The following is a 21678-nucleotide window of genomic DNA, read 5'->3' as shown; positions in this document are numbered from 1 at the left end:
GTGTGTGAAACCTCGGCCGGCTACTTCTTGCGGTTGCTCCGGGACTGTCGTACCGGTTGCACGCGTTGGTCCTTCACCGCGTCGGCGGAGACCAGGCCCAGCGTGGCCACGTCCGCCACCGGCTCGGTCTCGTCCAGCGCGACGGTCACACTCCTGGTCGCCGGTTCGGTGGCGACCTCGTCGACGTGGCGGTCCCGGTTCCGCGCGGCCCGGCGCTCCAGGCGTGCCCGGTGCTCCTTCATGGCCGGCTCGGCCTCGCGCATGTCGGCCAGCAGCGGGCTGGCGATGAAGATCGACGAGTATGCGCCGGCGATCATGCCGACGAACAGCGCCAGGCCGAGGTCCTTCAGCGGACCGGTGCCCAGCACGAACGCACCGGTGACCAGCAGTGCGGCCACCGGCAGCACGCCGATGATCGTGGTGTTCAGCGACCGGATCAGCACCTGGTTGACGGCCAGGTTCGCTTGCTGGGAGTAGGTGTGCCGGCTGTGCTCCAGGTCGGCCACGTTCTCCCGGATCTTGTCGAACACCACCACCGTGTCGTACAGCGAGTAGCCCAGGATGGTCAGCACGCCGATCATGGTGGCCGGGGTGATGGAGAAGCCGACGATGGCATAGACACCGACTGTCACGACCAGGTCGTGCAGCAGTGCCAGGATCGCGGCGACAGACATCTTGAAGTCGCGGAAGTAGCCCCAGATCAGCAGCATCACCAGGCCGAGGAAGACCGCTAGCGCGATGATCGCCTGCTGGGTGATCTGCTGGCCCCAGGAGGCGCCGATCAGGCTGTAACCCACCTCGTCGATGCTGGTACCGGCGACATCGGCGATCGCCTGCTTGACCTGGGCCACCTCGTCGGTGGACAGCGCGCGGGTCTGGACCCGGACGGTGCCGTCGCCGATGGTGGTGACGGTGAGCTCGTCGTTGTCGGGCAGGTCGAGCGCCTGGACGGCGTTGGTGACCTTGTCAACGGTGTCGGAGGCGACCGGGATCGGCGCCTGGAAGTCGGCACCGCCGCTGAACTCGATGCCGAAGTTCAGTCCACGGACCAGGATCGCCAGGATCGAGACCGAGAGCACCACGGCGGTGGCCAGGTACCAGATCTTCCGCTTGCCGATGAAGTCGTAGGAGATCTCGCCGGTGTAGAGCCGGTGCGCGAAGCCGTTGTGCGCCATCAGGCCACCCCTCCCACGCCGACCGGACGGTTCTTGCCGTTGTGCAACGGCGGATTGGTGACCCCCAGGTGCTCGGCCTCGAACCCGGAGAACCGGTGCCCGCCGCCGAAGAACTTGGTCCTGCCCAGCAGCGTCATCATCGGCTTGGTGAACCAGAACACGATCGCGATGTCGATCATGGTGGTCAGGCCGAGGGTGAACGCGAAGCCCTTGACCGCACCGATCGCCAGGAAGAACAGCACGATGGCGCTCAGCAGCGACACCGAGTCGGCGACCAGGATGGTCTTGCGGCACCGGATCCAGCCGGTCTCGATGGCGGTCTTCAGACTTCGGCCCTCACGGACCTCATCGCGTATTCGTTCGAAGAAGATGATGAACGAGTCCGCCGTCACCCCGATCGCGACGATCGCGCCGGCGATGCCGGGAAGGTTGAGCGCGTAGCCCATGCCCTGGCCGAGCAGCACCAGCAGCACCCAGGTGATCGCACCGGCGATCGCCAGCGAGGCCACCACCACGACCGCCAGGCCGCGGTAGTAGATCAGGCTGTACAGCACCACCAGTGCCAGGCCGATGGCACCGGCGATCAGGCCGCCGCGCAGCTGTTCGCCGCCGAGCTTGGCTGACACGTTGTCCACCGAATCGACGCTGAAGGACAGCGGCAGCGCGCCATAGGACAGCACGGTGGCCAGATCCTGAGCCGAGGCCTGGGTGAACGACCCGGAGATCTCCGCCCGTCCGCCGGCGATCGGGTTCTCGACCCTGGGGGCCGATTTCACCTTGGAGTCCAGCGTGATCGCGAACTGGTTCTGCGGTTCGGTCTGGGTCGACAGGTGCTGGGTCACGGTCTCGAAGTCCTTCGCGCCCTGCTCGTTGAACTCCAGCGCCACCACCCACGAGACCGAGCTCTGCGGCACCGACGGGAACGCCTTCGCGACCTGCTCGCCGCTGATCAGCGCCGGTCCCAGCAGGTACTTGTAGACACCTTCCTCGTCACAGGTGATCAACGGCTGGTCGGCCACGTCCGGGGTCGGCGAGGTCTGGTCGCAGGAGTAGGACTGGAACTCGCTGGTGTCCCGCTCGTCCGGGGCGTAGGTCAGCAACTCGTCGAGGGTCTTGGCGGGTTCGGCCGGTGCCGTCGGACGGGGGCTGGGCACCGGAGTGGGCAGCTGTGGCAGCGGCCGCTTGTTGGTTGCGGACGGCGAGGCGGTCGGCTCTGGCGACACCTCTTCGTCATCCGGCGTCTCCGCGCCCGCAGACTGGCCTGACACCGCCACGTCGAACACCTTGCGGAAGTTCAGCTGGGCGGTGGTGCCCACCATGTCCACCAGCTTCTCGGCCTGGACGTTCGGCACCGACACCATGATCTGGCGATCGCCGGAGGTGGTCACCTCGGTCTCGCCGACGCCCATCGCGTCCACCCGCTGGCCGATGATCGTCCGGGCCAACTCCAGGCTGGCAGGGTCGACCGAGCCGCTGCCGGAGACATTGGAGGCGGTCAGGGTGACGGTGGTGCCGCCACGCAGGTCGAGGCCGAGCTTCGGGGTGAAGACGCCGGAGAAGCCCATGATCGTGTAGAGGGCGACGATCACCACCCCGAAGACGACCAGGGTACGGACGGGATGGGTGTGGTGCTTGCTGGTGGTAGCCACGATTGCCTTGGGTGGTGGAACGGTTGGGAAAGGGTCAGTTCTGGGACTTCGGGCTCTCGTCGTCGGCCAGCGACGTGTCCAGACCGGTGTCGAGACCGTCGGCCGGGGTGGCGTCGAGCACCGAGGCGATCGGCTCCGGATCGGCCGGCCTGGTCGGGTCGAAGGTGAGTTCACCGGAGGAGTCGATGACGCCGTCCGGCTCCAGCGCTGCCGGTTCCAGCGCTGCCAGTTCGTCGGAGTCGGCCGCCGGTTCGTCGCCCTCGTCGGCGTACTCGAACTCGTCCTCCACGGCCTGGGTGGAGATCGCCTGCTTGACAACGGTCATCTCCACGCCCGGGGAGAGTTCCAGGATGGCCTGCTTCTCGCCGAGGTGCTTGATCGTGCCGACGATGCCGGACACCGTCATGACGCGCGCGCCTGGGGCCAGGGAGGCCATCTTCTCCTTCTGCTCCTTGGACCGCTTCTGCTGCGGCCGGATCATCAGGAAGTAGACAGCGGCGCCCATCAGGACGACCATCAGGATGGTTTCCATCTTCGATTCCTCACATCACGACATTGCCCGGTGCGGTCGACACCGCCGCCGCAGTAGCCTAGCGCCGCATCCTGCGAAAACCGCATTCGGCGGCCCGATGGCGGCTAATCCCCCTCCGAGAACAGGTCCGGAAGGTTGCCCGGCCGGGTGAGGCCGAGGTGCGACCAGGCACGCGGGGTGGCCATCCGGCCGCGTGGCGTCCGCACCAGGAAGCCCTGGCGCACCAGGAACGGTTCGGCCACCTCCTCAACGGTCTCGACCTCCTCGGCGACCGCCATCGCCAACGTGGTGATCCCCACCGGACCGCCGCCGAACCGGCTGCAGAGGGCGTCCAGCACCGCTCGGTCGAGCCGGTCCAGGCCGAGCGGGTCGACCTCGTAGAGTTCGAGCGCCGCAGCTGCCACCTGCGGGGTCAGCCGCCCGTCGGAGCGCACCTGGGCGTAGTCGCGCACCCGGCGCAGCAGTCGGTTGGCGATCCGGGGCGTGCCGCGGGAACGGGAGGCGATCTCCTGCGCGGCGGCAGCGCCCAGTTCGATGCCGAGCAGGTCTGCCGAGCGCCGCAGGATCTGCTCCAGCGCCTCGGTGTCGTAGAAGTCCAGCTGCGCGGTGAACCCGAACCGGTCGCGCAGCGGGCCCGGCAGCAGCCCGGCCCGGGTGGTGGCGCCGACTAGGGTGAACGGCGGGATCTCCAGCGGGATCGCGGTGGCGCCGGGGCCCTTGCCCACCACCACGTCCACCCGGAAGTCCTCCATCGCCAGGTAGAGCATTTCTTCTGCCGGGCGGGACATCCGGTGGATCTCGTCGAGGAAGAACACCTCGCCCTCGGTGAGCCCGGACAGAATCGCCGCCAGATCGCCGGCGTGCTGGATGGCCGGGCCGGAGGTGACCCGCAGCGGCACCCCCATCTCGGCGGCGATGATCATGGCGAGGGTGGTCTTGCCCAGGCCCGGCGGCCCGGACAGCAGGACGTGCTCGGGGACGGTGCCACGGTGACGGGCGGCGTCCAGCACCAGGCCGAGTTGGTCGCTGACCCGCGGCTGGCCCCGGAACTCGGCCAGGCTGCCCGGCCGCAGCGCCGACTCGGCAGCCTGCTCGCCGAGTTGCGGGTAGGGGTCGAGCGGGTCGGTGTCGCGTTCGGGAAGGCTCACGGCGCTCACTTTGCCAGGGTTCGCAGCGCGGCCCGCATCAGGACCGCCACCGAGGTCTCGGTCTCGGCCAGCGCGGCCACCCGGTCACAGGCCGCGTCGGCGTCCCGGCTGGACCAGCCCAGCCCCTCCAGCCCGGTCTTCACCTGCTCCCGCCAGCCGCCAGGAACCCCACTGGCCTGCCCGGCCAGGCTCAGCTGCCCGACCTTGTCCTTCAGTTCGAGGATCAGCCGCTGGGCGCCCTTCGCCCCGATGCCCGGGACCCGGGTCAGCGCCGCGACGTTCCCACCGGCCACCGCCGCCCGCAGGTCGTCGGCACCGAGCGTGGCCACTACCGCCAGGGCGATCTTCGGGCCGATCCCGCTGGCGGTCTGGACCAACTCGAAGCAGTCGCGCTCGTCGGAACTGGCGAAGCCATAGAGGGTGAGCGAATCCTCCCGCACCACCAGCGAAGTGGAGAGCGTGCTCTGTGCGCCGACCCGCTGGGCTGCGGCGGTGGCCGGCGGGCACAGCACCTTCACGCCGAAGCCCGCGACCTCCACCACCACCCAGGTCGCACCCACCGCCACGGCGGTGCCCCGCAGTTGCGCGATCATGCCGATCCCCGCTTCGCCTTCGCCAGGGCGGCGTCGATCCGGCTCTGGCCGGCGCCACGCCACAGGTGGCAGATCGCCAGCGCCACCGCATCGGCGGCATCGGCCGGCTTCGGTGGCGCGTCCAGTTTGAGAATGCGGGTGATCATCGCGCCCACCTGGGCCTTGTCGGCCCGTCCCGAGCCGGTGATGGCCGCCTTCACCTCGGTGGGCGTGTGCAGATGGACGCTGATCCCGCGGCGGGCGCCGGCCACCATCGCCAGCCCGGCCGCCTGGGCAGTGCCCATCACCGACAAGACGTTGGCGTCGGCGAACACCCGTTCCACCGCGATGGTGTCGGGGGCGTACTCCCCCACCCAGGCATTCAGGCCCTCCTCGATCCGCAGCAGCCTGAGGGCATGATCCAGATCGGACGGAGTCGTGACCACCCCCACCGCCACCAGCCGCGGCGGGCGTCCGGGTTCGCCCTCGATCACGCCCACACCACAGCGGGTCAGACCGGGATCCACCCCAAGGACACGCATCGCCACCTCATTCGACCGAACAACTGTTCGGATACTACGCAGCGACCAGTGCCGCTGCGAGCAGGCACGCCGACCGCACCGCTTTCCGCAGTCGTCCCGAGGGCGAGACGAGTTCAGTCCTCCAACTGCTCCAGGATGTCCTCGGGGACGTCCTCGTTGGTGTAGACGTTCTGCACGTCGTCCAGATCCTCGATCGCGTCCAGCAGCTTGAACAGCTTCTCGGCAGCCTCCTTGGTGGCCACCTCCTGGGTGTACTGCGGCAGGAACTGCACCTCGGCGGACTCGTAGTCCAGCCCGGCGGCCTGGACGGCCTTGCGAACCTCAACCAGCGCGCTCGGGTCGCTGATCACCTTGAGGAGTTCGCCCTCGTCAAGGACATCCTCCGGATCGGCGTCCAGGGTGGCTTCGAGCAGATCGTCCTCGGTCAGGGTGCGGCCGCCTTGGGCCCTGGCCACCTCGACGACGCCCTTGCGGTCGAAGATCCGCGAGACCGAACCGACATCGGCCATCGTGCCGCCGGTGCGGGTGACCGCCACCTTCACATCCGAGGCGGAACGGTTGCGGTTGTCAGTGAGGCACTCGATCAGGATCGCCACCCCGGCCGGGCCGTAGGCCTCGTAGGTGATCTCCAGGTAGTCGACCGCGTCCCCGCCGACGCCGCTGCCGCGCTTGACCGCGCGATCGATGTTGTCGTTGGGGACCGAGTTCTTCTTCGCCTTCTGGATGGCGTCGTAGAGGGTGGGGTTCCCGCCGGGGTCACCGCCGCCAACCCGGGCTGCCACTTCGATGTTCTTGATCAGCTTGGCGAACAGCTTGCCGCGCTTGGCATCGATGGCTGCCTTCTTGTGCTTGGTGGTGGCCCACTTGGAGTGCCCGCTCATTGACGTCCGTTCCGGTCGTGGTGGAAAAGTCGGCCCCTACTTTACGGCAGTGGCGCCGTCGGAGCCGAACCGGCCGATCGCGTAGTCTCGCCACGTGACTTCTGGACAACTGCATGGCGAGTACAAGGTGCCCGGCGGGAAGCTGGTGGCGGTCGATCTCGAGGTGGCCGACGAGCGGCTTGCCCGGGTGAGCGTGAGCGGCGACTTCTTCCTCGATCCGGACGAGGCGCTGGACCTGATCGATGCCGCCCTGGTCGGACTGCCGGTGGCGTCCGGTGTCGCCGATCTGGCCCGCACCATCGACACCGCCCTGCCACCCAACGTTGCCATGGTCGGCTTCGACTCCCGCGCGGTCGGCACCGCGGTGCGCCGGGCGCTCGGTCTGTCCTCCGGCTGGGGCGACCACGCGTTCACCTATCTCGATCCCGGCCCGCTGCCGCCGGCGATGCACGCCGCCCTGGACGAGGTGCTGGGCCGTGAACTGGCCGAGGGCCGCCGTGGGCCGACCTTCCGGTTCTGGGAGTGGCAGGACCCGGCGGTCGTGATCGGCTCCTTCCAGTCGCTGCGCAACGAGGTGGACGCCGAGGCCGCCGAACGGTACGGGGTCTCGGTGATCCGCCGGGTCTCCGGCGGCGGTGCGATGTTCATGGAGGCCGGCAACTGCATCACCTTCTCACTGGTGGTGCCCGCCTCGCTGGTGGACGGGATGAGCTACGAGGCGTCCTACGCCTTCCTCGACCAGTGGGTGATCGACGCCCTGGCTGCCGTCGGGGTGCAGGCGACCTACGCCGGGCTGAACGACATCGCCTCCCCGGCTGGCAAGATCGCCGGCGCCGCGCAGAAGCGGTTCGTCGGCGGCTCGGTGCTGCACCACGTCACCATGGCCTACGACATCGACGCCGACAAGATGATGCAGGTGCTGCGGATCGGCCGGGAAAAGCTCTCCGACAAGGGGACGAAGTCGGCCAACAAGCGGGTCGACCCGGTGCGTTCCCAGACCCACCTGCCCCGGGAACAGGTCATGGCGACCTTCCTGGACGTCTTCCGCTCCCGCTACCAGGTGGTCGATGGCGAACTCACCGCCGACGAACTCGGTCAGGCCGCCGAGTTGGTGCGCACCAAGTTCGGCAATCCGGAGTGGACCGCCCGGGTGCCGTGACCGGCAACCCCTGCTGCCGGCAGGGTGTGGTCGGCAACCACCGCTGACCTGGTTGCGGCCGGCTCAGCCGATCCCCCGACCCAGCCCCACCTCGGTGGTCAGCCAGCCGCCGGGGCCGGTCGAGGGCTGGGGCAGTTCGAGCGGTGTCCAGGCGTGGGGACGGACCAGGTCGGCGTCCAGGGCCCCGGCCCGGCTGCCGGGGATCCGCAGGTTCGAGCTGTACTGCCAGATCGACCAGGTCTGCCAGGGCCCGGTGGCCGGCAGTTTGTCCGGCACCCGGCCGTTGTCGGTTCCCCAGGACGCCACCCAGAGCCGGACGGAACCGGCCAGCGGCGCCCACACGTAGCTGCCGTCCGCGGCCCGCCGTGAGGCGGCGTTGGCGCTCATATAGACGTACAGGTTCGCCTGGTACCCCTGGCCGGTCAGCAACTGCCGCACCGTCTGGAGGAAGGCCGTGGCCTCCTGCGGGTTCCAGGCCCGCAGGCTGGCGGTGTACTTCTTGCCGCCGGACTTGCTGGTCCAGGCCCGGCCGTTCTCGATGTCCAGCACCAGCGGATCGGTGCTGGTCTTGGTGTAGCCGCCGTCGGCGATCAGCCAGGCCACGAAGTCGCGGGCCGAGTCGACGACCGTGTAGCCGTTGGCGAACACCTGGTTGGCAGTCGGGTCGGTGCTGTCGATCCAGCCGTTGAACCAGTAGTGACCGATCCGCAGCCGTTTCGCCCTGGCGGCCTTCGCGAAGCCGCGGTAGGCGCAGTCCTCGACCACCGGCACCCGGCCGGTGTTTCCCTTGGCACCGGTGCACAGGCTGACGTAGTCGGTACGCACCGGACGGGCGCCGCTGGCGGTGCGCAACAGCATGACGCCCCCGTTGCCGGCCCAGGCGGCGATGGTCGGGATGCTGGCCCCTGCCTGATAGGCGGACAGGTCGACGCCCTGGCGCAGCCCGGTCAGGCCGAACTTCGCCTGCGCGTCGGCGGCGGGGGTCAGGCTCGGCTGCAGCACCTTCAGCGTGGTGGTCCGGGAGACGGCCTTGCCCTTCGTCCCGGTCACCACCACCCGGAACTTCGTCCCGGCGCGCCATTTCGTGGTGACGGTGAGGGTGGCCGACGTGCCCTTCTTGACCTTCTTCCAGTGCCGGCTGCCGGGCTTGCTCACCTGCCAGGTGTAACGCAGCTTCTTGCCCGTCGCCGTGACCTTCAGCTTCGCCTTGGTGCGGGTGCCGTACCGGCTGATCGTGATCGAGGCGGGCAGATCGGCGGTGATCGTCGTCTTCGGGGACGCCGCTGGCGCAGCCTTCGGCGACGCGGCAGCCGTGGGGTCGACGCCCGTTGCCGGAGCGAGGGTCACCAGCGGTTCCGCGGCGGCAACCTCGGCCGCGTCGATCGCCGGCGCCGCCGGCGAGGGCAGGAGTACGGCGGTCGCCAGCAGCACCGCGACCAGCCGGCCACCCCGGCGCCGGGGCGTCGCTGCCGTCCCCGATCGGGCTGACGGCGCGGGCGCCGGGCGGTCGTTCACTGCTCCCCCGAAGCCACGGCGAGGGCTTCGGTGAGGGTGAAGTTGCCGACGTACAGCGCCGTTCCGATGATCGCGCCCTCGACCCCCGAGCCCACCAGTTGCCGCAGCGCCCGCAGGTCGTCGAGGGTGGAGATGCCCCCGCTGGCCACCACGGCCGCGTCAGTTCGCGCGCACACCTCGGCGAGCAGCTGCAGGTTCGGCCCGGACAACATCCCGTCGCTGGTGACGTCGGTGACCACGTAGCGCTGGCAGCCAGCCCGGTCCAGCCGTTCCAGGGTCTCGAACAGTTCGCCACCCTCGCGGGTCCAGCCGCGGGCCGCCAGGCGGGTGCCCCGGACGTCCAGACCGATCGCGATCCGGTCTGTGAATTCTCCGATGATCCGGTCGCACCAGTCCGGGTTCTCCAGCGCGGCCGTCCCGATATTCACCCGGCGGCAGCCGGTCGACAGCGCCCGCTCCAGGGAGGCGTCGTCCCGGATCCCACCGGACAGTTCGACCTTCACCTCCAGTCCAGCGATGATCCCGGCCAGCAGGTCGGCGTTCGAGCCTCGTCCGAAGGCGGCGTCGAGGTCGACCAGATGGATCCACTCCGCGCCGGCCTGCTGCCAGCGCCGGGCGGCGGCGGCCGGGTCGCCGAAGGTTTTCTCGGTGCCGGCGATGCCCTGTACCAGTTGCACCGCCTGGCCGCCCTGCACGTCGACGGCGGGCAAGAGTTCCAGGCGGTTCATCGGTCTCCTTCGGTGAGCGTGTCGATCCAGTTGCGCAGCAGCCGGGCGCCGGCCGTCCCGGACTTCTCGGGGTGGAACTGGGTGCTCCACAGCGGCCCGTCCTCCACCGCCGCGATGAACCTGTCGCCGCCGTGCTCGGCCCAGGTCAGTGCCGCCCCCGGCAGCGGACCGGCCAGGGAGTGCACCCCGTAGGAGTGCACGAAGTAGAACCGCTCCTTGGCGATGCCGGCGAACAGCCGGCTGCCGGACGGCGGGGTGACCGTGTTCCAGCCCATGTGGGGCAGCGGCAGCGCGTCCAGCTTCTCCACCACCCCGGGCAGCAGTCCGAGCCCGTCGGCCCTCCGGCCGTGCTCGATCCCGCGGTCGAAGAGCACCTGGTGACCGACGCAGATCCCCAGCACCGGCCGACCGGCGTCCAGCCGCGCACCGATGATCGCCGGCCCGTCGATCGCCACCAGAGCGTCCATGCAGGCCGCGAAGGCGCCCACACCGGGCACCACCAGCCCGTCGGCCCGACGGCAGAGCTCTGGGTCGGCGGTCAGCACGACCTCCGCGCCCGCCGCGGCAACCGCCCGGGTGGCCGAGTGGACATTGCCGGAACCGTAGTCGAGGACGGCGACCAGCGTCACAGGGCGCCCTTGGTGGACGGGATCTCGCCCACGATCCGCGGGTCGATCACCAGCGCGTCGCGCAGCGCCCGGGCCAGCGCCTTGAACTGGGCCTCGACCAGGTGGTGCGGGTCCCGGCCGGCGAGCACCCGCATGTGCAGGCAGATACCGGCGTTCAGCGCGAAGGACTCCAGCACGTGCCGGGTCATTGAGCCCATATAGGGCACCCCGGAGCCGCCGATGGCAACGTACTGCTGTCCCTCGGGTTCGCCGCAGTGCACCACGTAGGGCCGACCGGCCAGGTCGACCACGCAGTGCGCAAGGGCCTCGTCCAGCGGCACGGTGGCGTCGGCGTAGCGGCGAATGCCTGCCTTGTCGCCCAGGGCCTCGGCGAAGGCCTGGCCCAGCACGATCGCGGTGTCCTCCACGCTGTGGTGGCCGTCGATGTGCAGGTCACCGGTGGTGGTGATGTCCAGGTCGATCAGGGAGTGCTTGGCCAGGGCGGTGAGCATGTGGTCGTAGAACCCCACGCCGGTGCTGATCTGCGAGCGCCCGGTGCCGTCCAGGTCGAGCGCAACCCGCACCGTCGACTCACTCGTGGCCCGTTCCCGGACTGCTGCTCGGGTCATCGGATCCCCTCCAGGGCCCCTGCCAGGGCGTCGTAGAACTGTTCGGTCTGCTCCGGTGTGCCCACCGACACCCGTAGCCAGCCGGGCGGGCCGACCTCGCGCACCAGCACGCCGCGGGCCAGGATCCGCTGCCAGACATCATGCCGGTCGGCGAACCGGCCGAACAAACAGAAGTTGGCATCCGAGGCCACGACCTCGACCCCGAGTTCAGGCAGTCGGCGCAGCAGGTCGTTGCGCACCTGCCGCAGCAGATCGACCTGGGCGAGCATCTCGGGCGCGTGCGCCAGCGCCACCAGGGCCAGCGCCTGGGTCTGCGCCGACAGGTGATAGGGCAGCCGCACGATCCGGCAGGCGTCGACGATCGCCGGGGCCGCGGCAAGGTAGCCCACCCGTCCGCCGGCCAGGGCGAAGGCCTTGCTCATCGTCCGGGCCACGACCAGGTTGCCGAACTCGCCCAGCAGAGTGAGCGCGGTCTGCTCCGGGGTGCGCGAGAACTCCTGATAGGCCTCGTCCACCACGACGATCGCGTCGGTGCCGGCGACGATCTCACGGGTGACCTCCAGCGCAGTGGTGGTGCCGGTGGGGTTGTTGGGGGTGGTGATGATCACCACCGACGGCTGGTGCTCGGCGATCGCCGCCAGCGCCTCGGCCGGATCGATCGCGTAGTCCGGACGGCGGGGCACCACGACGTAGCCGGAGTGGGTGTTGCGGGCGTACTCGGGGTACATCGAATAGGTGGGCGAGAAGGTGAGGACGGTGCGTCCGGGCCCGGCGAAGGCGCCCAGGACATGGGTCATCACCTCGTTCGAGCCGTTCGCTGCCCAGACCCGGGAGGCGTCCAGGCCGTGGCCGAGGTAGGCCGCCAGCGCGGTGCGCAGCACCACCGCCTCGCGGTCCGGGTAGCGGTTCACTCCTGCGGCCGCCTGCGCGACAGCCCTGGCCATGTCGGCGATGATCGCCTCGCTGGGCGGGTAGGGGTTCTCGTTGGTGTTGAGCAGCACCACGTCCGGCAGTTGCGGAGCTCCGTAGGGCTCCTCCCCCACCAGTTCCGGACGCAGCGGCAGGTCGGCCAGGGACGGGTCGGGCCTCATGCGTCTGCTCCTCGCCGGACGGTGATCGCCGCGCCGTGCGCCGGCAGATCCTCCGCACCGGCGAAGGTCTCCACCCGTCCGGCCAGTTCGAGCAGTGCCTCGCGGCTGTAGTCGATCACGTGGACGGCGCGCAGGAAGGTCTTCACGTTCAGCCCGGACGAGTGTCGGGCGGCTCCGGCGGTGGGTAGCACGTGGGTGCTGCCGGCGGCGTAGTCGCCCAGGGAGACCGGCGACCAGGGACCGACGAAGACCGCGCCGGCATTGCGCACCCGGGCCGCCACCGCCGCTGCGTTCGCGGTCTGGATCTCCAGGTGTTCGGCGGCATAGGCGTTCACGACTGCCAGACCGGCGTCGAGATCGTCGACCAGCACGATCGCTGACTGCTCGCCGGACAGCGCCGTCCGCACCCGTTCGGCGTGCCGCGTGGCCTCGACCTGCACCGCGACGGCCGTCTGGACCGCGGCGGCGAGTTCGGGCGAGTCGGTGACCAGCACCGAGGCCGCCAGCGGGTCGTGCTCGGCCTGGGAGATCAGGTCAGCTGCGACGAACTGCGGGTTCGCCCCGGCATCGGCCAGAACGGCGATCTCGGTGGGCCCGGCCTCGGAGTCGATGCCGACCCGGCCGCGCAGCAGCCGCTTGGCGGCCACGACGTAGATGTTGCCCGGCCCGGTGACCAGGTCGACCGGTTCGCAGAGCCCCGGCACCCCGTGAGCGAACATGGCGATCGCCTGGGCCCCGCCGACCGCGTAGACCTCGGCCACGCCCAGCAAGGAGCAGACCGCGAGAATGGTCGGATGCGGCAGACCGCCGAACTCGGCCTGCGGTGGTGAACTGACCGCGATCGAAGAGACCCCGGCCACCTGGGCAGGTACCACGTTCATCAGCACGCTGGAGGCCAGCGGCGCCAGGCCGCCCGGCACGTAGAGGCCGACCCGGCGCACCGGCACCGAGCGCTGGTAGACCACCGCACCGGGCTCGATCTCGACCCGCACCTCGGTGGCGTCCAGTTCGTTGCCGGCGACGATCTGACGCCGCCGGATCGCCTCCACCAGGGCGGCCCGCAGCCCGGGTTCGAGCGCGGCCTCCGCCGTGGCCAGTTCCTCGGCCGGCACCCGGAAGCTGGCCGGTACCACCTTGTCGAAACGCTCGGAGAACTCGGCCAGCGCGGCCTCGCCCCGCTCGGCGACCGCCTGGACGATCGGACGCACCCGTTCGGTGGCCGCCTCAACGTCGAATGCTGCTCGGGGCAGGCTGACGGAGGAGTCCACGGCGTGGCCGCGCAGATCGAGGGTTCTCAGCACAGGGGGATTCTAGGCGACCGCCGCCCGACGGCTGTCCACGCGTCGAAGCCGACCCGGCCGGCGTGGTTGACTGTGCCGCATGTTCATCGGCGCCGGCACGGTCTTCAACGTCGTCACCGTGGTGCTCGGTTCCCTGCTCGGGCTGGCGATCGGGCATCGGCTCCCGGAACGCACCCGGATGGTGGTCACCCAGAGTCTGGGTCTGGTCTCGTTGGTGATCGGCGGACTGTCGATCGCACAAGGCATGTCCGATGCCTTCGCCGCGGAGGTCGGCGCCGGCTCGCGGGTACTGGTGGTGCTGGGTTCCCTGCTGCTCGGCGGCCTGATCGGAGCGGGCATCCGGCTGGAGGATAGGCTCGACGGTGCCGCCGACTGGCTGCGTGGCAAGATCGCGAAGAACTCCGAACGCTCTACCTTCATCGAGGCGATGGTGTCCACCACCCTGATCTTCTGCGTGGGCCCACTGACCATCCTGGGGTCGATCTCGGACGGTCTTGGCAAGGGAGCCGAGCAGTTGATCGTGAAGGGCACGATGGACGGCTTCGCGTCGGTCGCCTTCGCCTCCAGCATGGGCGTGGGGGTGCTGGCGTCCGCGATTCCGCTGGCGCTCATCCAGGGCACGCTCACCCTCGTCGGCTTCGGTCTGGGCGAGTTCATGTCGGCCGGGCAGATCGATGCGCTGACCGTCGCCGGCGGCGTGATCCTGCTGGGCCTGGGCTTCCGGCTGGCCGACATCAAGCAGATCCGGATCGGTGACATGCTGCCCGCGTTGCTGGTCGCCCCGATCCTGACCTGGTTGGTCAGCCTGGTCGTGTGAGGACGGTGGCCTCCTGATGTCCGCCACTCCCGCCACCGCTGCGCTCGACGCCGCCGGGGTCGCCTACACCGTGCACCCCTATGCCCACGACCCGGGCAACCGTCACTTCGGCGAGGAAGCAGCCGCCGCCCTCGGCGTCGACCCGCTGCGGATCTTCAAGACCCTGGTGGTCGACTCCTCAACCGGGCCACGACCCGAGCTCGCCGTCGCCGTGGTCCCGGTGGCCGCCCACCTCGACCTGAAGGCGATGGCCGCCGCGCTCGGCGTGAAGAAGGTCCAGTTGGCCGATCCGGGTGTGGCGGCCCGCAGTTCGGGCTACATCGTCGGCGGTATCTCACCGCTGGGCCAGAAGACGGCGCTGCCGACGATCATCGAGGAGACCGCCCAGCTGTTCGACACCGTCTTCGTCTCGGCCGGACGCCGAGGCCTCCAGGTCGAACTCTCCCCCGCCGAGCTCGCCCGGCTCACCCGGGCCAGCTTCGCCGACATCGCTGGCTAGCGGGGCGATCACAGCGATGCCGCCAGCGCCTCTTCCAGCGCTTGGCGACCACGGGCCAGGTGCAGCCGTCCGCGTTCGGCGTGGTGGGCGAGCAGGGACGTGAAGGCACCCGCTTCCCCGCCCTGGACGGCCGGTTCGGCAGCCAGGCGGGTCACGGTCGCGCGGGCCACCACGCTGTCCTGCACCTGCCCCAGGGCGTCGGTGACCGCCTCCCAGAGCGCGGCATGGGCCTGTGCACGCTCACCCAGCACTCCGACCAGCGCTTCGGCGCCGTAGCGCACCGCCTTGGCGGCCTTGCGTACCTCGTGCCAGCGGGTCAGGTCGTCGGGTGCGGCCAGCGCGTCGGCATGCAGCCTGGCGACCCGGCCGCGCGCCCGGTCGAGCAGGCCGTGCAGTTCGGCGACCGCGGGTTCGGCGGCGACCGCTGCGAACGGCGGCGCGGCCAGGAAGGCCATCATTGCTTCGTGAAGGGCGTCGTAGCGAGCCGATGCCATGGTGCGGGCGAGTTCGGCGTGGGCCAGGGCGTGTTCCTCGCCCAGCCGCTCGGTCAGCAGCTGCCGTTCGGGGGCCTGGGGATCCAGCCCCAGTTCGTCCATCGTGGCCAGCAGTCCGTCGCGGAGCACCTCTGCGTCGCGCGGCGCACCCAGCTCGGCGGCGTGCCAGCCCAACTCGGCACGTAGCCGGGCGGCGGCATCGCCGGTGAACAGTGGCGCGAAGGTCCGCAGGCTGCTGCGTAGCCGCCGGGTGGCCACCCGGCTCCGGTGCACGGCGTCGGGGAGGTCGGCCAGCACAGCTGCCTCGCGCTCCTGCAACACCCCGATCTGGACGGCCAGGTACGCCAGCACCACCCGTCCCGCACCGGCAACGCCCTGAGCCTGACGTTCGTGGTCGGCCAGCGCTGGACCGAGCGCCTGCCCGATCTTGGCGGCCTCGGCCGACCACGGGACGCCGGCGCTCTCGAACGCTGTGGTCACCGCCTCCAGGAAATCGAAGCTGCCGCCAGCCAGTTCGACCTCGGCCTCCCGCCAGGCCTGGCGGTGTTCACCGGCGGTCGCCAGCACCCGGTCGTCGCACAGGTAGGCGAGCAGCCCGCCCGCGCTGTCGCGCAACTCGCTCTGCACCCGGTGGGTGCGCAGTTCGGCGACGGGCAGGAGTGCCTGTTCGCCCAGCGTGCCGGCCACCAACTCGCGCAGCGCCGCCGGTGGCCGGGTGAGGCCGAGCGGGGCGTGGTACTCGCGACGGTGCTCGGAGTCGGTACCCGCCAGCTTCACGTGCCAGCCCTCGTCGTCACCGCCCAGCCGCCGGCGCACCACCTGGTGGGCCACGGTGAGGTCGAAGTCGATCGTGTCGTAGTAGGTCGCGACCAGGTCGAACGCTGTCGTCCGGCCAAGCTGTGCCAGCCCGGTCAGGTCGGGCAGCGGCTGCTCCCCGACCGGGACGAACTTGCGTTCCACCTCGGCGGTGGGCTCCGCCCGGCTCACCGTGCCAGGTCCTCCTCGCCGACAGTGGACATCACGCCGCGCTCATCGACGTTCTCCGGCTGCTCCTCCTCCGGCCGGGCGCTGCCCCGGCGCACCGGTTCACCGGCGTCGTCGGGGCCCAGCGAGGCCGCCAGCAGCACCGGCGTGACCGCCGCGAAGGCCCACACCGCCGGAGCCGACCAACTCCGCAGGGTGAGGCTGATCGGTACCAGGTCGCCGGGACTGGCTTGCGCGATCCGTTCGCTGAAGTCGCCCGGGCCGAGCACTTCACCGAGCTTCCAGCAGACCAGGCCGGACAACAGCCCGGCGCCGGCGGCCAGGAGTGCCGCTGGCCAGCCCAGCGGTTTGAACCATTTCCAGGCCACGATGCCGAGCCCGATTCCCACCACCGCCCCGCAGATCACGAACCAGGCGTCCGCGGCGACAAACTCGGTCAGCGCCCGTTCGGTGACCACGGCCCGGCCGTTGCGCAGGATGGTGTAGCTGGGCAGCACCACCACCCGCGACCAGAAGACCGCAGCCAGCGCGCCCGCCACCACCGCGAGCATCGCGAGCATGCCGATCCACGGCAGCACCTCGGAGACCGGCGTCCGCGGCTCCTGGAGTTCGCCGAACTCGTCCTCGGTCAGGGTGGTGCTCACGAACCGAACGCTACACGTTCACGCACGACGGCCCCAGCAGCGCCTTGAGGTCGGCCATCAGCGGACGCGACGGCGCCACCCGCAGCGTGTCGTCCAGCCGCCAGGTCTTCGAACCGTTGGACTGGCTGATCAACCTCACCCGCACCTCGGTACCGCCAGGATGCGCCCGCAGGACGCCGCGCAGCTGCTCCACGACCGCCGGGGTGCAGCGGACGGCCGGCAGCGAGATCAGCAACGGCCCAGAGGGGCCATCGTTGATGTCGGGGAAGCCCAGTTCGTTGCCCTGCAGTTCGACGCCGTCGTCCCGGCTCCGCAGCCGTCCCTTGATCCGGACGACGGTGTCGCTGGCCAGCGAGGTCGCCACCAGTTGGTAGACCTTCGGGAAGAGCAGGACCTCGATCGAGGACTCCATGTCCTCCACGCTCACGATCGCCCACAGATCGCCTGCCTTGGTCTGTTTGCGGACCACCTGGGTGATCATGCCGGCGATCACCACCACGCCCTCACGCGGACCGTCCTCGGCGCGCAGCGCTCCGATCGACAGGTCGCGGTTGGCTTCCAGGATGTGCTCCAGGCCGTTGAGCGGGTGATCGGAGACATACAGGCCGAGCATCTCCCGCTCGAAGCCGAGCCTCACCCGCTTGTCCCACTCCGGCAGCAGGGGTACCGGGCTTGCCGACATTGCCGCCCCGGTCGGCTCGTCGGCGAACAGCCCGGCGAAAAGGTCGTCCTGGCCGTTGGCCTGGTTTCGTTTGAGGTCGATCACCTCGTCGACCTTCTGCTCGAAGCACTCCATCAGCCCGCGGCGGGTGTGGCCCAGGGAGTCGAAGGCGCCGGCCTTGACCAGCGACTCGATCACCCGCTTGTTGCAGACCACCAGCGGCACCTTGTCGAGGAAGTCGTTGAAGTCGGTGAACGCGCCCTTGGCCTGCCGGGCCTCGGCGATGCCCTTCACCACGTTGTCGCCGACATTGCGGATCGCGGCCAGGCCGTAGCGGACGTCCTCACCCACCGGGGTGAACATCCCCTCGGACTCGTTCACGTCCGGCGGCAGCACGCGGATGCCCATCCGGCGGCACTCGCCCAGGTAGAGCGCGGTCTTGTCCTTGTCGCTCTTGACCGACTCCAGCAGGGCGGCCATGAACTCGGCCGGATAGTTCGCCTTCAGGTAGGCAGTCCAGTAGGAGACCACGCCGTAGGCCGCCGAGTGCGCCTTGTTGAAGGCGTAGGCGGCGAACGGGACCATGATCTCCCACAGTGTGTTGATCGCGCCGTCGGAGTAGCCATTGGCCTTCATCCCCTCGCTGAACGGCTTGAACTCCTTGTCGAGGATCTCCTTCTTCTTCTTGCCCATCGCCCGGCGCAGCAGGTCCGCCTGGCCCAGGCTGTAGCCGGCCACCCGCTGTGCGATCTGCTGGATCTGCTCCTGGTAGACGATCAGGCCGTAGGTGGTGTCGAGGATGTCGGCCAGCGGCTCGGCGAGTTCGGGGTGGATCGGCTCGACTTCCTGCCGGCCGGTCTTGCGCAGCGCGTAGTTGGTGTGCGAGTCGGCGCCCATCGGTCCGGGGCGGTAGAGCGCGATGGTCGCCGAGATGTCCTCGAAGTTGTCCGGGCGCATCAGCTTCAGCAGCGAGCGCAGCCCGCCGCCGTCCAGCTGGAAGACGCCGAGGGTGTCGCCGGAGGCCAGCAGCTCGTAGGTCGGCCGGTCGGACATGTCGCGACGCAACTCGTCCAGGTCCAGGTCGATGTCCCGGTTGATCTTCACGTTGCGGACCGCGTCGTCCAGGATGGTCAGGTTCCGCAGGCCGAGGAAGTCCATCTTGACCAGGCCGAGGCTCTCGCAGCTCGGGTAGTCGAATTGGGTGATGATCTGGCCGTCCTGCTCCCGCTTCATCACCGGGATGACGTCCATCAACGGCGCGCTCGACATGATCACGCCAGCCGCGTGGACGCCCCACTGCCGCTTCAGGCCCTCGATGCCACGGGCGGTGTCGACAACGAGCTTGACCTCGGGCTCGGCCTGGTAGAGCTCGCGGAACTCCCCGCCCTCGGCGTAGCGCTCGTGCTCGGGGTTGAACACGTCGGCCAGCGAGACGTCCTTGCCCTGCACCGGCGGGGTGTAGGCCTTGGTCAGCCGCTCGCCCAGGCTGAACGGCATGCCCAGCACCCGCCCGGCGTCCTTGATCGCCTGCTTGGCCTTGATGGTGCCGTAGGTGACGATCTGGCAGACCCGGTCGTCGCCGTACTTCTCGGTGACGTAGCGGATCACCTCGCCGCGCCGGCGCTCGTCGAAGTCCACGTCGAAGTCGGGCATCGACGGACGCTCGGGATTGAGGAAGCGCTCGAAGATCAGGCCGTGCGGCACCGGGTCGAGGTCGGTGATCCGCATCGCGTAGGCGCACATTGAACCGGCGCCGGAGCCACGGCCCGGGCCGACCCGGATGCCATTGCGCTTGGCCCAGTTGATGAAGTCGGCCACCACCAGGAAGTAGCCGGCGTAGCCCTTGTCGATGATGACTTTCTGCTCGTACTCGGCCTGCCGGACGGCGTAGTCGGGGACACTGCCGCGGAACCGGTCGTTCAGCCCGCGGGAGACCTCCTTGACGAACCAGGACGACTCGGTCTCGCCCTGCGGCACCGGGAAGCGCGGCATATAGGTGCCGACGCCCTCGTCGAAGCTGATCGTGCACCGCTCGGCGATCTCGAGGGTGTTGTCGCAGGCCTCGGGCAGGTTCGAGAACAGCTGACGCATCTCGTCGGGAGACTTCAGGTAGTAGCCGTTGCCGTCGAACTTGAACCGGCCGGGAGTGTCCTTGTTGGCACCGGCCGAGACGCACAGCAGGGTGTCGTGGTCCTCGGCGTCGCTGGCGTGGACGTAGTGCAGGTCGTTGCTGGCCACCAGCGGCAGGTTCAACTGCTTGGACAGCCGCAGCAGGTCGTCGCGCACCCGGGTCTCGATCTCGAGGCCGTGGTCCATCAGTTCGACGTAGAAGTTGCCGGCACCGAAGATGTCGCGGAACTCCGCAGCCGACTCCACCGCCTGGTCGTACTGCCCCAGCCGCAGGTAGGTCTGCACCTCGCCGGACGGGCAGCCGGTGGTCGCGATCAGGCCCCTCGCATACTGGCTGAGCAGTTCGCGGTCGGCCCGCGGCTTGTAGAAGAAGCCCTCCAGCGAGCTGCGCGAGCTCAGCCGGAAGAGGTTGTGCATGCCGTCGTTGTCGGCCGCCCACATCGTCATGTGGGTGTAGGCGCCCTTGGAGGCCACGTCGTCACCGGTGCCGTCGCCGAACTGGACCCGTTTGCGTTCGCTGCGGTGGGTCTTCGGGGTGAGGTAGGCCTCCAGCCCGATGATCGGCTTCACCGCGGAGTTCTTCGCGGTCTTGTAGAACTCGTAGGCGCCGAACAGGTTGCCGTGGTCGGTGATTGCCAGCGCCGGCATGTCCATCTGCTCGCAGCTGGAGACCAGGTCCTTCAGGCGCGCGGCGCCGTCCAGCATCGAGTACTCGGAGTGGCAGTGCAGATGAGCGAAACCGGCCGACACGACAGTTCCACGCCTCCAGACAAGACGACGAGTTGTGGGCGCTGGGGGAAGTCAGCGGGTACCCACCCTAACCCGGCGAACCGACAGTACCCTCCAGCGACGCGCACTGACCTTCCGGCGATCTGCCGGTCGGGCTGCTCGCGGCCCGGTGGCGCGATTCGGTCTCAGCTGGTCGCCCCGGTGTCGCCTCGCAGCGCCCGGTTCGGACGACGCGCGGGCGGATAGCCGGTGCGCCGCACGATCAGCGCCGCCGCTGTCAGCGCGCCGGCGATGACGACCGTCCACCAGGGAAAGCCCGGGATATCGGGCGGTTGGCCGGCTGCCTGCAGGTCCTGGACGGGCGTGGGCAGGACCCGCTCCCCGGTGACCAGGATGCGGTGGGAGTTGATGCCCAGCGGAGTGCAGGTGACCAGGGTGGCCAGGTCCCGGCCGTAGACCGGGTTGAGTGCCTGGTTCTGGTCGGGTTGGACGACCTGGGTCGTGACCACCCGGTAGGTGAGCACCTCGCCGAACAGCTCGATGGTGAAGGTGTCCCCGACCACCACCTTGTCCAGGTCGTCGAAGAGGGTGGCCTGAGGCAGGCCACGGTGGGCGGTGAGGACGGTGTGCTGGGAGGTCCCGCCGACCGGCAGGGACGTACCCTCCAGGTGGCCGACCCCCTTGGTCAGGGTGACGTCATCGGTGCCGTGGTAGATCGGCAAGTCGACGTCGATCGCGGGGATCCGCAGTCTGCCCATCACCTTGTCGGGTGTGGCGTCGAGCAGCGCGTTGTAGTCGTAACCGCCCACCGGGCCGGCGTCCGAGGTCGGCAGCCGATCGTTTGCCGCGACCAGCGCTCCGCCCACCAACTGTTCGTTGTAGGCCCTGGCCCGGTCGAGCTCGGTCTCCAGGTGCTGGGCGGACTGATGGACCTCGGCGCTGGCAACATCGCTGATCAGCTGCGACTGGTGGTACTGCGCGACCCAGCTGGCCACCGCCGGATACTGGTTCACGGCCACCCCGGCGACCAGCAGCAGCGCCAGCCCGGTGCCGCTCCAGGACAGCTTCCAGCGTCGTCGGGCCGGGGCCGCCGGCTCGAGCCGTGACCCCGGGGCCTCAGCCGCAGCGCGGGTCACGAACTCTCCCTCGTCGTGGTGGGTGGGCAGGTGTGACAGGTGCCCACCCACCAC

Annotated in this window: 20 protein-coding genes; 3 read left to right on the top strand and 17 right to left on the bottom strand. The window is 69.7% G+C overall.

The window, feature by feature from the left end; genetic code table 11:
* Positions 1 to 20: 20 nt before the first annotated feature.
* From secF to VB080_RS01505, 7 genes are all read right to left on the bottom strand, one after another.
* Positions 21 to 1175, bottom strand: a complete 1155-nt coding sequence (gene secF, locus VB080_RS01535) for a protein translocase subunit SecF (protein ID WP_323416655.1) — start codon at positions 1173 to 1175, stop codon at positions 21 to 23.
* Positions 1175 to 2740: a protein translocase subunit SecD gene (gene secD / locus VB080_RS01530; RefSeq protein ID WP_416339577.1), complete on the bottom strand. Its 1566-nt coding sequence runs from the start codon at positions 2738 to 2740 to the stop codon at positions 1175 to 1177. Before secD ends, secF begins: the two co-directional genes overlap by 1 nt.
* Before the next feature lie 118 nt (positions 2741 to 2858).
* On the bottom strand, positions 2859 to 3356 hold the full coding sequence (gene yajC / locus VB080_RS01525; protein WP_323416653.1) for a preprotein translocase subunit YajC: 498 nt from the start codon (positions 3354 to 3356) through the stop codon (positions 2859 to 2861).
* 104 nt (positions 3357 to 3460) lie between these two features.
* The gene (gene ruvB, locus VB080_RS01520; protein WP_323416690.1) at positions 3461 to 4504 is read right to left on the bottom strand and encodes a Holliday junction branch migration DNA helicase RuvB; all 1044 of its coding nucleotides are present in this window, start codon (positions 4502 to 4504) and stop codon (positions 3461 to 3463) included.
* 5 nt (positions 4505 to 4509) lie between these two features.
* Complete coding sequence (gene ruvA / locus VB080_RS01515; protein WP_323416652.1) at positions 4510 to 5097, bottom strand: Holliday junction branch migration protein RuvA; 588 nt, start codon at positions 5095 to 5097, stop codon at positions 4510 to 4512.
* Positions 5094 to 5618, bottom strand: coding sequence for a crossover junction endodeoxyribonuclease RuvC (ruvC, locus tag VB080_RS01510; protein WP_323416651.1), 525 nt, complete (start codon positions 5616 to 5618; stop codon positions 5094 to 5096). The genes ruvA and ruvC overlap by 4 nt, the downstream gene beginning before the upstream one ends.
* 113 nt (positions 5619 to 5731) lie before the next feature.
* Positions 5732 to 6499, bottom strand: coding sequence for a YebC/PmpR family DNA-binding transcriptional regulator (locus VB080_RS01505; protein WP_323416650.1), 768 nt, complete (start codon positions 6497 to 6499; stop codon positions 5732 to 5734).
* Positions 6500 to 6593: 94 nt separating this feature from the next.
* Here VB080_RS01505 and VB080_RS01500 point away from each other — a divergent pair, with 94 nt between their 5' ends.
* Positions 6594 to 7658: a biotin/lipoate A/B protein ligase family protein gene (locus VB080_RS01500; protein ID WP_323416649.1), complete on the top strand. Its 1065-nt coding sequence runs from the start codon at positions 6594 to 6596 to the stop codon at positions 7656 to 7658.
* Positions 7659 to 7721: 63 nt separating this feature from the next.
* Here the strand turns inward: VB080_RS01500 and VB080_RS01495 are convergent, their stop codons facing one another.
* The 6 genes from VB080_RS01495 to hisD are packed head-to-tail and all read right to left on the bottom strand — an operon-like array spanning position 7722 to position 13530.
* Entirely contained in the window at positions 7722 to 9173 is a 1452-nt protein-coding gene (locus VB080_RS01495; protein WP_323416648.1) for a GH25 family lysozyme, read from the bottom strand.
* Entirely contained in the window at positions 9170 to 9901 is a 732-nt protein-coding gene (priA, locus tag VB080_RS01490; RefSeq protein ID WP_323416647.1) for a bifunctional 1-(5-phosphoribosyl)-5-((5-phosphoribosylamino)methylideneamino)imidazole-4-carboxamide isomerase/phosphoribosylanthranilate isomerase PriA, read from the bottom strand. The genes VB080_RS01495 and priA overlap by 4 nt, the downstream gene beginning before the upstream one ends.
* Positions 9898 to 10530: an imidazole glycerol phosphate synthase subunit HisH gene (hisH, locus tag VB080_RS01485; protein ID WP_323416646.1), complete on the bottom strand. Its 633-nt coding sequence runs from the start codon at positions 10528 to 10530 to the stop codon at positions 9898 to 9900. The genes priA and hisH overlap by 4 nt, the downstream gene beginning before the upstream one ends.
* A complete protein-coding gene (gene hisB, locus VB080_RS01480) occupies positions 10527 to 11138 on the bottom strand; it encodes an imidazoleglycerol-phosphate dehydratase HisB (protein ID WP_323416645.1) in 612 nt (203 codons plus the stop codon). The genes hisH and hisB overlap by 4 nt, the downstream gene beginning before the upstream one ends.
* Positions 11135 to 12229 carry a histidinol-phosphate transaminase gene (locus tag VB080_RS01475; RefSeq protein ID WP_323416644.1) on the bottom strand — a complete coding sequence of 365 codons (1095 nt, stop codon included), beginning with the start codon at positions 12227 to 12229 and terminating at the stop codon, positions 11135 to 11137. The genes hisB and VB080_RS01475 overlap by 4 nt, the downstream gene beginning before the upstream one ends.
* Complete coding sequence (gene hisD, locus VB080_RS01470; protein ID WP_323416643.1) at positions 12226 to 13530, bottom strand: histidinol dehydrogenase; 1305 nt, start codon at positions 13528 to 13530, stop codon at positions 12226 to 12228. Before hisD ends, VB080_RS01475 begins: the two co-directional genes overlap by 4 nt.
* A 79-nt stretch (positions 13531 to 13609) precedes the next feature.
* On the opposite strand from hisD, the gene VB080_RS01465 reads away from it, so the two are divergent.
* Together VB080_RS01465 and ybaK are read left to right on the top strand one after the other, a co-directional pair.
* A complete protein-coding gene (locus VB080_RS01465; protein WP_323416642.1) occupies positions 13610 to 14347 on the top strand; it encodes a DUF554 domain-containing protein in 738 nt (245 codons plus the stop codon).
* A gap of 16 nt (positions 14348 to 14363) precedes the next feature.
* Positions 14364 to 14846: a Cys-tRNA(Pro) deacylase gene (ybaK, locus tag VB080_RS01460; RefSeq protein WP_323416641.1), complete on the top strand. Its 483-nt coding sequence runs from the start codon at positions 14364 to 14366 to the stop codon at positions 14844 to 14846.
* 8 nt (positions 14847 to 14854) lie between these two features.
* Here the strand turns inward: ybaK and VB080_RS01455 are convergent, their stop codons facing one another.
* The 4 genes from VB080_RS01455 to VB080_RS01440 form a co-directional block, all read right to left on the bottom strand.
* Complete coding sequence (locus tag VB080_RS01455) at positions 14855 to 16327, bottom strand: CYTH and CHAD domain-containing protein (RefSeq protein WP_323416640.1); 1473 nt, start codon at positions 16325 to 16327, stop codon at positions 14855 to 14857.
* Positions 16324 to 16968 (bottom strand): hypothetical protein, encoded by a 645-nt coding sequence (locus tag VB080_RS01450; protein WP_323416639.1) that lies wholly within the window; start codon positions 16966 to 16968, stop codon positions 16324 to 16326. The genes VB080_RS01455 and VB080_RS01450 overlap by 4 nt, the downstream gene beginning before the upstream one ends.
* 10 nt (positions 16969 to 16978) lie before the next feature.
* Positions 16979 to 20509 carry a DNA polymerase III subunit alpha gene (gene dnaE / locus VB080_RS01445; RefSeq protein WP_323416638.1) on the bottom strand — a complete coding sequence of 1177 codons (3531 nt, stop codon included), beginning with the start codon at positions 20507 to 20509 and terminating at the stop codon, positions 16979 to 16981.
* Between the two features lie 164 nt (positions 20510 to 20673).
* The coding region (locus tag VB080_RS01440) for a class C sortase (protein ID WP_323416637.1) at positions 20674 to 21678 on the bottom strand (1005 nt) is incomplete at its 5' end.

Source organism: Propionicimonas sp. (assembly GCF_034927565.1).
In the GTDB taxonomy this organism is placed as follows: domain Bacteria; phylum Actinomycetota; class Actinomycetes; order Propionibacteriales; family Propionibacteriaceae; genus Propionicimonas.
The sequence above is the reverse complement of the archived record's forward strand: the minus strand, read 5'-3'. Positions and strand labels throughout refer to the sequence as shown.